Here is a 13,962-nt window from a genome sequence, read left to right as displayed (position 1 = left end):
GATGGAGGTGTGCTGAGTGTGGCACATGGCATGATAGAGATATCAATGCCGCTAAGAACATCCTTGCGGTCGGGCTTGACCGTCTAGCTGTAGCAATCCCCTCGGTTTAGCGAGGGGAGGAAGTCAATGAAGACAAACAAGGCGAGTAAATTGCGCCCTTTTTTTTACTTTTTGACAATATACTGATAAAAGGTTTCCCACTATGAGTATTGCCGATACCACTCCAGAGCACCCTATTGAGCATCACTTAGATACCCAAGGCCTGATTTGTCCAGAGCCAGTGATGTTGTTGCACCGCACTGTTCGTAAGGCCGAAGCTGGCGATTATATTGAAATCTTGGCCACCGATCCTGCGACCACCCGTGATATTCCCAATTTTTGTCGTCACCTAGGTCATAACTTAATCTCCCAATCAGAGGAAAACAATCCAGCCGGCGACCCTGAGCGACATACCGATACGCTTTATCGCTATGTGGTACAAAAAAAGCAAAGCTGATGTTGTTGACACAAATTAAGTCAGATGTAGAGAAGATAACATGAGTCGTGATCGCGCCATACAACCCAGACAGCCCAAAGCCCTTGCGGTGGATGATGAGCCCGCTTATATCACCGAGTTTCGTCAGGCGATGCTAGCACGTGGTCTGTCTACGCGCACTCGTAATGCCTATGTGCGTGATTTAAAGCTGTGCGAGACCACCCATTCTAAAGCGCTAACGCTGTGGTCAGACATGGATGTGATGCAGTGTTTAACGGCGCTAGATAGACAAGGAAAAACGCCACGCACCCAAGCGCGTATGCTCTCAAGCTTGCGTCAGTTCTACTTATGGATGGTGGGCAATGAGCGCCGTGAAGACAACCCATGCGAGCGTATCAAAACACCCAAGATTGGCCGATCTTTGCCCAAGGATTTGTCCGAAAACGATGTCGAAAGCCTGCTGTCTGCCCCCGATACCAGTACCGCCCTTGGTCTGCGTGATAAGGCCATGCTTGAGGTGCTCTATGCTTGCGGGCTTCGGGTCAGTGAGCTGATGAACTTATCTTTAGAGCAGGTCAATTTAAATGCCGGCTGGCTACAAATCACCGGTAAAGGCAATAAAACCCGCTTGGTGCCTTTGGGTGAGTATGCCAGTGACGCCTTGGATGATTATTTGACTCATGCCCGAGGCGAGCTGGTGGCACATTTAAAATCAGGTAACTGCCAAGCAGTGTTTTTGACCACCCAAGGCGGCTATATGACCCGCCAGAACTTTTGGTACATGATAAAAAAATATGCCAAACAAGCAGGCATCCAAAGCGACTTATCTCCGCATACCTTGCGGCACGCTTTTGCCACGCATTTACTTAATCACGGTGCTGACTTACGTAGCGTACAGCTGCTACTGGGCCACAGTGACTTATCTACCACTCAGATTTATACCCATGTGGCCACGGCTCGATTGCAGCAGCTTCATGAAGCGCATCATCCCAGAGGCTAGTTGATTGTGTTTGCTAAGCCGTAGCGGTAGATGTATACCCCTGCGTCTTAAGTTGATACCTACTGCTTAGACAGACCCAGCGTTAACTTTGAATAACCGCCTAAATTTTTACCAATTCATACACCACAAAGCGAGCGGTAGTCTCAAATGGCTGACGCTCAGCAGAAGCCAATAACGCCTCTCGCTTCCCAGCACGTGCCCGATATGAATACGGGGTCATGGTCAATAAATCTGCCAAAGCCTGAGCATCTAATATCAAATCAGCCGCCACAGTATGCGTTGCCACTTCTTTAAAGTACGGCAACAGCTCCTCTAAGAACTTATCTGAATCATGCGGGCGTACCTCATCAAACAAGGCCTCGCGCATACTTTGTAAATGCCCAGCATCAGGTTTGGCAATAATCAGCCGTCCGCCTAAGGTTAAGACACGCGCAAATTCCTCCGGTAATATCGGGCTAAAAATAGTACTGATGGCATCTAAGCTGGCATCGGCTAGCGGCAAATGCGAGGCGCTGGCCACCATCGGATACATAGCAGTGGCGCTCAAACCATCTGCCTCAACCTGATACCACAGCCCAGAGTGTTGTTTGGCGACTCTGGCCGTTGTGGCGACCGCCGGTTTGCTGATATCTAGTGCTACCAAGCAAGCGTGATTATTTGGTGTTGCCGCTAGAGCCGCAGCAATAGCACCGGTGTAATAGCCCTCTCCGCAGCCCACATCGAGCCAAGTCTTTGCCTTTGCTTGAACCGGTGGCGCTGAAGCTTCTAAGCTGGGCATGACCAAACTGGCAATAAGCTGCTGCAAAGGCTGATAAAAGCCTTGGTTTAAAAATCGGTGGCGAGCGTCAATCGACTGTTGGCTATCACCGGGATCTTTGGATTTTTTATTTTGCACAGGTAATAAATTCACGTAGCCTTGGCGCGCCACATCAAAGGGATGACGGGTCCCTTTTTCATTTTGACTGCCATCACACAGCCAAGTCTTGGCATTGATTAGCAAAGGTGACTGGCAATAAGGACACAAAAACTGCGGTTGATAACGTGCTGAGGGTTTAGAGATCATAAGTCAAAATCCTATTACCAAGTCTGAAAGTAACCAGATATAATTTAAAGTAAAACAAAACGGGTGCCAATATGACACCCGTTATTAACTGCTGTACATGGGACGATTGCTTAAATTACTGCTTGAACTATTGATTAAATGATGAATAGTAGCCCTGATTAACCTGCTGTATTAACGCAGCTTTAAGGTCATCAGTCCTAACACTACCAATAAAATAGCAATAATCCAAAAGCGCACCACAACTTGGGTTTCTTTCCAGCCCAGCTCTTCAAAGTGATGGTGCAGTGGCGCCATTAATAACACACGTTTTTTGCGTAATTTGAACGAGCCCACCTGTAGAATAACTGATAAAGCTTCCGCAACAAATAGACCGCCCATGATGGCAAAGGCTATCTCTTGGCGGGTCATAACGGCAATGGTACCTAGCATAGCACCCAGTGCCAATGCGCCCACATCGCCCATAAATACCTGCGCCGGATGCGCGTTGTACCATAAAAAACCAAGGCCTGAGCCAATCATGGCTGCACAAACAATGGTCACCTCAGAGTTATAAGCGATATAAGGCACATGCAAATAATCAGCGAAGCGCACATCACCCGATACATAAGAAAATACACCCAGACCTGCAGCGACAAAGACCACAGGTAAAATGGCCAGACCATCTAAGCCATCCGTCAAGTTGACGGCATTTGATGACCCATTAATCACAAAATAGGTAAAGATGATGAAGCCTAAGCCCAGCGGTAGCGCTGATAAAGGCACTATCCAGTTTTTAAATAGGGGAATTAACAAATCCACCATGGCTTTGGTTTGAGCAGGGTCAGGCTGCTGGCTGGCGATATAATACAGCGAGCTGCCTACAAATAACGCACCCACTGACAGCCAAAAATACTTTTTACGGGCGATTAGGCCTTTGGGGTTTTTATACTTAATTTTTAACCAGTCATCGGCCCAGCCCACAGCCCCGAAGATGACCATGACCACCATTAAAATCCAAACATAGGGGTTGGCTAAATTAGCCCAGCATAAGGTCGAAAAACCAATCGAGGTTAGGATCAGTACCCCGCCCATGGTGGGCGTTCCTGTTTTTGCTAAGTGGGTTTTGGGGCCATCATCACGTACAGCTTGGTCATATTTTACACTGCGAAGATAAGCGATGGTGCGGGGGCCTAAGATGATGCTAAAAGCAAGCGAGGTAATAACGGTGAGTAAAGTACGCAAGGTTACCGAAGATACCGCCGAGAACGGTGAATAGAATTGACTCAACCAACTGTCAAATAACCAATATAACACCGCCTACTCCTCATAAATTTTTAAAAAATTATGTGTGTTTTTAGCCCCTAATCACCACAAATAAAAATGACATCGCCGCAGCCTATGCCAAAGCGATATCGCAAATTTGAAACTGGGACTAAAAATCACGACTAACAAACCAGACAACAGCCGCCATTTATGACAATAAACTTTGGCTATCGTAAAAATAAATCAAATTATCGCAAAAATGACCAACAAAAACAGGTTTAATCCAACTTTTCACCAAAAATGCACATAGCCTAGAATCAATCGACGTATTAAATAAGCTATTTTTGGTTATAAGCTACCCGCCACCTATAGAGATGAGGGGCTTGTGCTAATTTGTGTTAAATCGTCAATCAAGGTTTCCATCGTGGTGGTGCGCGAGCCTTTAAATAATAAGGTACACACTTGGCCCTGCTGCTGTTGCGTCTGAACCAGCTCAATAAGCTTGGGCAATAAGTCAGCTTTGGTATCAAAGGCATATGCCTGTGTCATGCCTTGACTGCTGGCTCCAGCTACCGTGTCTTTGGCAAACTCACCGGCACACAACATATAGTCCACCGCTTTGTTAGCAATTGCTTCACCCAATTTATAATGCTCGCTAACCGCGTCATCACCCAGCTCACCGATGTCACCCAGTACCAAAATTTTGGTGCCTTCTTGAGCCGCCAGTACATCAGCAGCGGCGCGCATAGAATTGGGGTTGGCATTGTAAGTATCATCAATGATGTGATGTTGACCCAAGCGCTGTCTACCCAGTCGGCCTTTGCTGGATTTGGCTTGGTTTAGACCTTGCGCAATTAATTCAGCCGACACGCCAGCGGCGTAAGCACAGGCAGCTGCCGCTAAGGCATTACTGACATTGTGCTCACCGGCCATAGGCAGCAGGACGGATACCATGGCAGGTGCTTTGCCCTCAATAGCGAAGTGTAATTGGAAGCGGCTTTGTAGCGCAGTGGTTTTAACCTCAGTAGCATAGACTGCAGGCAGCTTTGCCGTCCGCTGCTCAAGCGAATGCCAACCAAAGCCAATAACGGTATCGGTATGCTGCTTGGCGGTGCTCATTAATTGATCGCTATAATCATCATCACAAGGCACAACTGCCGTACTTGCTTGCGTCAGCGGCTGATAAATCTCCGCTTTGGTCTTGGCAATATTGTCACGGCCACCAAACTCTCCCAAATGCGCTGTCCCAATATTTAGGATGCAGGCCACATCTGGCTTGACCATGGCAGCAGTATAAGCAATCTCACCGACATGGTTTGCGCCCAGCTCAAGCACTGCATAACGGTGCTGCTGCTCTAATTCTAGCAGCATCATAGGCACCCCAAAGTCGTTATTGAGATTACCTCGGGTCACCAAAGTTGTGCTTTGCACATCGGCAGAAGCGGCTTCAACTTGAGCAAAGATATGACGCAGCATTTCTTTGACAGTGGTCTTGCCACTAGAGCCGGTTAACGCGATCACCTTTAAATTAGGATGCTGCTGACGGCGATAAGCGGCAATTTGACCAAAAGCCAATCGAGTATCATCCACCTTAAGCTGCGGCACATTAACCTCTGATAGCGGCTGACTGACAATAGTGGCAATAGCGCCCTTCTCCACGGCACTCGCCACAAAGCTGTGTCCATCAAAGTTCTCACCGACAATGGCAAGGAATATATCACCTGCTTCGATTTTTCGGGTATCGGTGATGATACGAGTGGCACGTAAGCTCGATGAATCTGCCGCTTCAAGCCCTATCCACTCCCCGTTTAGTTGAGCCGTTGCGGCAAGTAGCTGCTCAGGTGTCCAAATAAATAGTCCATTCTCGGGGTGTCGTTGGCTCATGATGATTGCGTCTCGTTAATTTAATGGTCAGGATATGAAATATAAAATATGAAGGTGATAAGGTTAGCGGCTTGGGGTCTCTGAACTGTGCGCCGCAATTAATGCCTGCTGTAGCACTAAGCGGTCATCGAAGTCATAACGCACGCCTTTGATTTCTTGATAAGTCTCATGCCCTTTACCAGCAATGACCACGATATCATCTGCGGCAGCATGCTCTACGGCATACTCGATGGCCTGTTTTCGATCGGCAATGACCGTGGTTTTGGCATGCTGCTCGTCACTCATCCCTTGCTGCATGTCCTGCAAGATCATTTGCGGATCTTCACTGCGCGGATTGTCAGAGGTTAATACCACTTTATCGGCAGTGGCCAAGCCCGCCTGCGCCATGAGAGGGCGCTTACCCTTATCACGGTCACCGCCGCAGCCAAAGATGGCCCATAAGTTACCGCTGCAATGCGATTTCAAACTGGTCAGCACTTGGGTTAACGCATCCGGCGTGTGCGCATAATCGACAATAAACACCCCTTGCTCAGGCTGTGAGCCTTGCTCATCTAAGCTCACACGCTGCATACGGCCACTGGCACCATGCAGCTGTTTGACTAAGGCGGGGATGCTCTCAGGCTCGATACCTAACGCGATCGCTCCGGCGACAGCTGCCAATAGGTTGGCCACGTTAAAGCGGCCTAATAAGGGGCTGTGCAACGTCAATGGCCCAAAGCTGGTTGCGGCCTCAATTTTCACCCCATCTAAGCTTGGCTCAATGGTTTTGCCGATAAAGTAGGCATCACGTTGCAGAGCGCTTTTTTCGATAAAATCGCCCTGTAAGCTGTACAACCAGACACTAACCCCTGAGTTTTGCGCTGTCTCAATCATCAGCGGCGCAAACTCATCATCTGCATTAATCACAGCATGTGTTAACTGTGGAAAATAAGCTTTATCAAATAAGCGTGCCTTGGCTTTGGCATAATCTTGCATATCTGGGTGATAGTCTAAATGGTCACGGCTTAAGTTGGTATACAGTGCCACCGTGACTGGTACGCCTTGCAAGCGCTGCTGATCGAGACCATGTGAGCTGGCCTCTAGGGCTAATAAATCCACCCCTTCATCACCCATCTTACGTAAGAAGCCTTGTACCGCTAGCGCATCGCCTGTGGTATGGCTGGCCTGTACGAGACTGTCTAGACGACCGTTACCCGCGGTACCCATCACTGCACTGTTTTGTAATTGAGCGACCTCTGAAAACTGACACAACTGAGCCATTAACTGACTAATGGTGGTTTTGCCATTGGTGCCGGTTACAGCGATAACTTGCGGCAGTGTTTGTGCCAAAGACTGTGCATCACCGATCTGTGAGAGCGCCTCATCAGACAAAAGGCTCAACTGAATCAAAGTACCCAGTACATCACGGATATCGGGCACAAATAAAATAGGACAGTCTGGACTTGAGTCGCTTGGTTTATCTAATCCCTCTAAGCCTAACTGCTGTGGGTCAATCTCACTAATGATAAATGCCGCTTGCGGTAAGGCGGTTTGGACATACTGCTGGCTTTTTTGCAAAGGCTGAGTCTGACTTTTTAATAACACAAAGGCTGCCGGCGCGGATGACGCGTCACGCTTTGCCAACTGACGGCTATCGAGCACAAACTTTGAGAAAGGCACATCAAGCGCTGCCGGTACGCTCAGTCGCTGCAAGGTGGACTGATGCTGCGGTAATATCTTGACGGCGGCGTTAACTATAGAGCGTAAGTGAGGAGCAGGTTGGGTATGTGTCATCCTAGAGGGCCTTATAATTTACTTGTGTTTATTGACCAAAGCGCTAACGGTGGCCTATTGACCAGTTAAGCGGCCAACTGCCACAGTTGGCCGCCTAAAAACGGCTATTCTGCCTTTAAGGGTTTGTCTAACGGCACGTTATACAAACGCAGCGCTTCTTGCATCACATTTTTAAAGACAGGAGCAGCAACGATACCGGCATAATAGGTCTGACGGGGGTCTTCAACTAAGATCACGGTCACCAAGCGCGGGTTGGACGCCGGAGCGATACCTGCGAACACCGTGCGATATTGATCGGTGTAATAGCCGCCTTTTGGATTGACTCGGCGTGAGGTCCCTGTTTTACCTGCAATGCGGTAGCCATCAATGGCAGCGGCCGTTGCCGTACCACCTGGCTGAGTCACAGTTTCCATCATCTTGACCACGGCCATGGCATCTTTTTCATCGAGGACACGTTTGCCAGCAGGTTTTTGGTCTTGTTTAACCAAAGTCAGTGGATGCATCACCCCGCCTGAGCCAAGCGCTGCATAAGCTTGAGCAATTTGCGCCAGCGTTACTTGCAGGCCATAACCATAGCTCACCGTCGCTCTGCGCGAGGTCTCGTTCTCTTTAGGCGTTGGAATGATACCTGGCTGCTCACCTGGGAACTGCAGCGCTGTTTTTTGACCAAAGCCGAAGTTCTTTTGCATATTGGTAATGGCATCAGGGGGTAACGATAAAGCAATCTTAGTCGAAGCCACGTTACTTGATTTTTGGATCAAGGTCGCCATGGTAATTGAGCCTAGGTTATTGTGGTCACGTATAGTATATCCCTTGACACGGATAGAACCTGGGCTGGTGTTAATTAATGAATTCTCGGTATATTTACCAGATTTTAAAGCGGTAGCCACTGTAAAAGGCTTCATTACTGACCCTGGCTCGAACACATCGAGCACTGCCCGGTTACGCTGGTTATTACCGGTCATTTCATTTAAGTTGTTGTTGTTAAACGAAGGCCAAGTCGATAAGGCAAGCACCTCACCGGTGTGTACATCCACCACCATACCAGTTGACCAGCGTGCTTCTTGTACACGGCCCACACGCTCAAGCTCTTTGTATAATAAGTACTGCAAGCGAGAGTCGATAGACAGTGCAACGTCTTGACCGGGAACCACAGGCTTAATTTGCTCCAGCTCTTCAATGCTGTTTTGATAGCGGTCTTTTAAGACACGCACCTTACCATCTTGCCCGGCTAACTGCTTTTCAAACTGACGCTCAATACCGGCACGGCCTTCATAACCACTATTGGGATCATTGGCATTGTGGCCCATAAAGCCCAGCAGCTGTGCATTGGGCTGTGGCTGCGGATAATAACGGCGAAACTCTTGGTTTTCATACACCCCTGGGAAGTTTAACGCCATCACCGCATCGGCAATCTCTGGGGTGACCTTATTTAATAAAGGTAGATAATGTGAGCCTGCCCCCTTGGGCATTGCTGCTTTTACTGCCTCTTCATTAGTGGCATCAACGCTCTTATCAATGGCTACAGATTGCTGCAGACGCTCAAGCGACATGCCTGACACGCTGGCCAATTGTGCCAAATCCATCTCTTTTAGCTTTTTTAGCAAACGCGCTTGGGCTTCGGGGTCATCGGCATTTTTTTGGATGCGTTTTTGCAGCTCGTAATAGGCTTGGGCATAGTCGTATGGGCTAAATGACACGCTGGCCAAAGGCGCACTGACCGCCAATGGCTGTAAGTTGCGGTCAGTAATCATACCGCGATACGAATGCTGAGTGCGCTCACTGGTAATGATTTCATTGCCTTTATCAATGAACTTTTGGGCGTTGAATATTTGCAAATACATCGCCCGGCCGATGAGTACTACCAAAAAAATTGCCGCAAATCCCCACATAATCTTAAAACGGATCAGATCACTTTCTATGCTGCCTCGGCTTGAGGCGCCCACGGTGGTCGATTTAAATATTTTGCCGCTGCGGTGCTTAACACTGGTGTAGACCTCACTGTCGCTTTGGTCTTTTTTCCAAAACTTAAGCTTAGACAGCCCTGAGGTAGGCTCAGCCTTATTATTGGCTTTGCTGGTTTTATTAGCAGCTGTTTTATTTGGGGTGACCAAAGGCTCGGTTACCTTACCGTGTAATGGCTTATCGGTACTTTTTTTGGTAGTGCCTTTTTTGGTAGTCGGACGATTAGAAGGCTTCTTACTCATCTTTGCCCCCTAGTGATGGTGCGGTGGTGGTGTCGGTCTCTTCAGACGCGGTTTTGGGTTGTTCAATGTTCAATCTATCCCCAGGCTTAGCGGCCATCGGCTGCAAAATAAGCTTGTCTTTATTAGAAGGCGAATACATGCTCAGCTGAGTCACAGCACGGCTGGCTATTTGCGGCGTGGCACTAAAGGTTTGCTGTTCAATGACCAAACGCTGATTTTCAATTTGCAAATTGCGGTGCTCAACCTTCATTTTTTGCAGCGCCATATAATCTTCATGATACTGCTGCACCTGTTCAGACGTCAGCACCGCTGTCCAGATAATGCCGATCGCCAGCAAAATCATGACCGTGCCATAGACGCTCACCCCGCGGTAGCGCTTGGTCAAAAACTCGCTGATTTCCAACGAGTCTTTATCAATTTGGGTCGAGCTTTGGGTATTATTATTTGCCATATAGTGACTGATATTATGACCGCAGCGGTCTTTAAGGATAAAAAAAATGACTCAGTAAAACAGCCGCTTTATGGAGTTTTGGGGCGTTAATTGACTTAATCATACCCCGGTTAGCGCATCCATTTAACTGAATTTATATTGCCTAGGTTCGCCCTAGCTGTGTTGCGGGCTAGGGTCGGTATTATATGGGGTATCGGTGCGTGTTGCTACTCTTAACCAAGCACTTCTTGAGCGATTATTCACGGTGACCTCCGCTTTGCTTGGTGCGATACGTTTGGGCTTACTAAAATAACGTGGACGCTGCGGCGGCATCGGTAAGTTTTCATCTTCAGGATACTGACCTCGGCTGTGGCGCTGCAAAAACTGCTTAATGCGGCGGTCTTCTAAAGAGTGAAAGCTGATCACCGCAAGCTGACCTTGAGGGGCAAGCAGCGTTAGGCTTTGTGCCAAAAAGCTATCTATATCGCCCAGCTCATTGTTAATAAAGATACGCATCGCTTGGAAGCTTTGGGTCGCCGGATGTTTGCCTTTTTGCCACTTGGGGTGCGCCTGCTTAATCACCTCCGCAAGCTCTAAAGTCGAGGTGTACTGCGTCATGCCCTTGATGGCACGAGCAATACGTCGGCTGTGACGCTCCTCACCGAAATCGTACAACACATCGGCCAACGTCTCTTCATCCACTGTTTGTAGCCATTCGCCTACCGGCTGTCCTCGGCTGGTGTCCATACGCATATCAATGGCACCATCACGCATAAAGCTAAAGCCGCGGCTGCCATCATCAAGCTGTGGTGAGGAGACGCCCAAATCAGCCATAATACCGTCAACTTGGCTCACCCCGCGGCTATTTAAGCACTGCGTCATATCAGCAAAGCTGTCGTGTACCACTATCACCCGCTTATCTTCTGCGGCCAAATCATTGGCCACATCAATGGCCTCTGGATCTTTATCGAACACAAACAGCTTGGCATCATCACTTAAATAGTTAAGCAAAAGCTTGCTGTGCCCGCCACGGCCAAAGGTCGCATCGACATAAATCCCGTCATGCTTGGGGGTGTTATCATTGAGCGACTTTTCGCCCAAGACTGCCGCTACCGTTTCAAACAGTAACACCGTTTCGTGGCTAAACTCTGATTTTGAGGTGGAGCGTGGTGCGGAGGTAGGGACATCGGTCACAGTAGCTAGTATTCCTAAAAAACGTAAACCAACCTGATAGCCATCAACATCGCAGACTTAGCTTATCAGTGTGGTTAAAACAGGCAAGTAATAAATAAGGTATTTTAACCATCCATTATCGCAAGCTATGTCACCATGTCAAGAAAAGTAAGATAAGTTAACCAAACAAAATATGTTACCTCTTTTTTCAGGCACCAAACCCACTTTTAGCGCCACCTCATTGCTGAGCACTGGCCGCTTATTTTGAGCTTTAAAAAAGCCTATTCATACCCCATAGCCTGCCCTCTACAGTATAATAAAAAGTCAAAAACTGGCCAAAAAGCTTAGCTAGTGCGGGCATAGATCCAAGATTATAAGCGCCAAATCAAACCTGCTATAATAAGCGTTAAAGTTCATTTACTGCTGCAAATTTTTTGATAAATCGTAACCAAATTTTAAAACCACTCAACATAAACCTAAGAGAGCATCATGACACAAACCACTGCCCAGCGCCCTGTCCGCACCCGTATCGCCCCCTCACCCACCGGCTTTCCTCATGTAGGCACTGCCTATATCGCCCTATTTAACCTAGCCTTTGCCAAAGCACATGGCGGTGAATTCATCCTACGTATTGAGGATACCGATCAAAGCCGCTCAACTGAGCAATCAGAGCAAATGATTTTAGACGCCTTACGCTGGGTCGGTCTAGACTGGGCGGAGGGTCCTGACAATGGTGGTCCGCATGCCCCATACCGTCAAAGCGAGCGCAGTGAAATTTATAAACAATATGCTCAAGAGTTGTTGGACAAAGGTCATGCTTTTCGCTGCTTCTGCACCCCTGAGGAGTTAGATGCCATGCGTGCCGAACAAATCGCGCGTGGTGAAAACCCTCATTATGACGGCCGCTATGCCAACTTACCTCGAGAAGAGTCTGACAAAATGGCTGCCGAGGGTAAGCCATTCGTTATTCGGATGAAAGTGCCCACCGAAGGCGTGTGTAAAGTACAAGACATGCTACGCGGCGAAGTGGAGATTCCTTGGGAACAAGTGGACATGCAAGTGCTGTTAAAAACAGACGGCCTACCCACATATCACCTAGCCAACGTGGTGGATGATCACTTAATGGAGATCACTCACGTTATCCGCGGTGAAGAGTGGCTAAACTCAGCGCCTAAGCATCAGCTATTATATGATTACTTCGGTTGGGAGATGCCTGTGCTGTGCCACATGCCACTGCTGCGTAACCCAGATAAATCAAAGCTGTCTAAGCGTAAAAACCCAACGTCTATTACCTATTATCGTGATGCCGGCGTGTTACCAGAAGCGCTACTAAACTACTTAGGTCGTATGGGTTACTCAATGCCTGATGACAAAGAAATCTTCACCCTTGATGAGATGATTGAAAGCTTTGACATCACGCGTGTATCGTTAGGTGGCCCTATCTTTGATCTTGAAAAGCTACATTGGTTAAATGGTGAATGGCTACGTGCGCTAACCCCAGAGCAGTTAAAAAATAAGATTTTGGACTGGGCAAATGATTCAGACAAATTAACCGCCATTGCAGCGGCGATTCAGCCTCGTATCCATCTGTTGTCTGATGCCGTGAACTGGAGTGGCTTTTATTTCCAAAATCTGCCAAGCATTACCGCTGAGAGCTTCGAGCACAAAACGCTCACACCTGAGCAAATCATGGAAATCCTGCAGATTGCCACTTGGAAACTTGAAGCATTACCTGAGTGGAGCGAAGACAATATCTTTAAAACACTTAAAGGCTTAAGCGCTGCGCTCGATATCAAACTGCGTGACATGATGGCGCCGTTCTTTATTGCCATTGCTGGCAGCACCTCATCGACGCCTGTGATGAACTCTATGTATGTTATTGGCGCTGATATGACCTTAACTCGCCTGCGTCATGCCGTTGAAGTCTTGGGCGGTATTGGCAAGAAAAAGCTGAAAAAGCTTGAGAAAACCGCAGCGGATATGCCAGACTTTTTGGCAGCTGAATAACCGTTAACTTAGACAAAAGCAAGTTTAAACGGCCCCCAAAAAAGGACTGAGATCTGTATTGTACAAGTCTCAGTCCTTTTATTTTGAGCCAAATGCGCTCATTACTTTGATTAAGGTCAGCTGCGTCTAGCCCCTCTTTTTACTCTCCAAATCCCGCCATAATAGCCACAGCCTCATATCAAGCTCTACTTGGTGATACTGCGGCTGCATATGACAACACATCTGATAAAAAGCCTTATTGTGGTCGCTCTCTTTGAAATGTGCCAACTCATGCACCACAATCATCTGCAAAAACTCAAACGGCGCCTCTCTAAAAATGCTCGCCACAGTAATGCTATTGTGCGATTTAAGCTTGCTGCCCTGCACCCGAGACTGATGGGTGTGAATACCGAGCGCATTTTTTAGCACACTCAGCTTACTGTTATAGCTCACCTGAGATAAGGTGCCAACATTGCGCATATAACGGTTTTTTAGCTCAGTGACGTATTGATACAGTGCCTTATCACTTTGGATCTGGTGCCGATTGGGATATTTTTGCTGCAAATAATCACCAAGCTTGTCTTGGGCGATTAAGGCGCGCGCTTGGCTTTGAACTTGCTCGGGATAATGGGCAATATATTTTAATGCAGTCACCTAAGGCTCTCTTTTTACAGGTTATAACTGGGTGGGTGGATGATTTGAAAAAAGAAAATCATTTAATAAGAATTT

The 13,962-nt window shown here is 47.8% G+C and carries 12 protein-coding genes; 4 read left to right on the top strand and 8 right to left on the bottom strand.

Annotation, left to right across the window (positions count from 1 at the left end):
* From JMX92_RS06325 to xerD, 3 genes are all read left to right on the top strand, one after another.
* Positions 1 to 110: zinc ribbon domain-containing protein (locus JMX92_RS06325; RefSeq protein WP_201544540.1), on the top strand; the 110-nt coding region annotated here is incomplete at its 5' end.
* 92 nt (positions 111 to 202) lie between these two features.
* Positions 203 to 496 (top strand): sulfurtransferase TusA, encoded by a 294-nt coding sequence (gene tusA, locus JMX92_RS06320; protein ID WP_011959436.1) that lies wholly within the window; start codon positions 203 to 205, stop codon positions 494 to 496.
* Between the two features lie 40 nt (positions 497 to 536).
* The gene (gene xerD, locus JMX92_RS06315) at positions 537 to 1,475 is read left to right on the top strand and encodes a site-specific tyrosine recombinase XerD (protein ID WP_011959435.1); all 939 of its coding nucleotides are present in this window, start codon (positions 537 to 539) and stop codon (positions 1,473 to 1,475) included.
* 100 nt (positions 1,476 to 1,575) lie between these two features.
* Here the strand turns inward: xerD and JMX92_RS06310 are convergent, their stop codons facing one another.
* From JMX92_RS06310 to rsmH, 7 genes are all read right to left on the bottom strand, one after another.
* A complete protein-coding gene (locus tag JMX92_RS06310) occupies positions 1,576 to 2,538 on the bottom strand; it encodes a putative RNA methyltransferase (RefSeq protein WP_011959434.1) in 963 nt (320 codons plus the stop codon).
* 171 nt (positions 2,539 to 2,709) lie between these two features.
* Positions 2,710 to 3,831: a phospho-N-acetylmuramoyl-pentapeptide-transferase gene (gene mraY, locus JMX92_RS06305; protein ID WP_011959433.1), complete on the bottom strand. Its 1,122-nt coding sequence runs from the start codon at positions 3,829 to 3,831 to the stop codon at positions 2,710 to 2,712.
* 315 nt (positions 3,832 to 4,146) lie between these two features.
* Entirely contained in the window at positions 4,147 to 5,664 is a 1,518-nt protein-coding gene (locus tag JMX92_RS06300) for a UDP-N-acetylmuramoyl-tripeptide--D-alanyl-D-alanine ligase (protein ID WP_201544538.1), read from the bottom strand.
* 63 nt (positions 5,665 to 5,727) lie between these two features.
* Positions 5,728 to 7,437: a UDP-N-acetylmuramoyl-L-alanyl-D-glutamate--2,6-diaminopimelate ligase gene (locus JMX92_RS06295; protein ID WP_201544536.1), complete on the bottom strand. Its 1,710-nt coding sequence runs from the start codon at positions 7,435 to 7,437 to the stop codon at positions 5,728 to 5,730.
* A gap of 104 nt (positions 7,438 to 7,541) precedes the next feature.
* On the bottom strand, positions 7,542 to 9,644 hold the full coding sequence (locus JMX92_RS06290; RefSeq protein ID WP_201544534.1) for a peptidoglycan D,D-transpeptidase FtsI family protein: 2,103 nt from the start codon (positions 9,642 to 9,644) through the stop codon (positions 7,542 to 7,544).
* Positions 9,637 to 10,095, bottom strand: coding sequence for a cell division protein FtsL (locus JMX92_RS06285; RefSeq protein ID WP_011959429.1), 459 nt, complete (start codon positions 10,093 to 10,095; stop codon positions 9,637 to 9,639). Before JMX92_RS06285 ends, JMX92_RS06290 begins: the two co-directional genes overlap by 8 nt.
* Before the next feature lie 153 nt (positions 10,096 to 10,248).
* Positions 10,249 to 11,268 carry a 16S rRNA (cytosine(1402)-N(4))-methyltransferase RsmH gene (gene rsmH, locus JMX92_RS06280; RefSeq protein ID WP_011959428.1) on the bottom strand — a complete coding sequence of 340 codons (1,020 nt, stop codon included), beginning with the start codon at positions 11,266 to 11,268 and terminating at the stop codon, positions 10,249 to 10,251.
* A 468-nt stretch (positions 11,269 to 11,736) separates the two neighbouring features.
* Here rsmH and gltX point away from each other — a divergent pair, with 468 nt between their 5' ends.
* Positions 11,737 to 13,254 carry a glutamate--tRNA ligase gene (gene gltX / locus JMX92_RS06275; RefSeq protein ID WP_201544532.1) on the top strand — a complete coding sequence of 506 codons (1,518 nt, stop codon included), beginning with the start codon at positions 11,737 to 11,739 and terminating at the stop codon, positions 13,252 to 13,254.
* A 126-nt stretch (positions 13,255 to 13,380) separates the two neighbouring features.
* Here gltX and JMX92_RS06270 read toward each other — a convergent pair whose 3' ends face one another.
* Positions 13,381 to 13,887: a YgjP-like metallopeptidase domain-containing protein gene (locus tag JMX92_RS06270; protein WP_011959426.1), complete on the bottom strand. Its 507-nt coding sequence runs from the start codon at positions 13,885 to 13,887 to the stop codon at positions 13,381 to 13,383.
* Positions 13,888 to 13,962 lie beyond the last annotated feature (75 nt).

The sequence above is a fragment of the Psychrobacter sp. H7-1 genome, from assembly GCF_904846585.1.
GTDB classification, from domain to species: Bacteria; Pseudomonadota; Gammaproteobacteria; order Pseudomonadales; family Moraxellaceae; genus Psychrobacter; species Psychrobacter raelei.
This window is presented reverse-complemented; position numbering and strand designations above follow the sequence as displayed.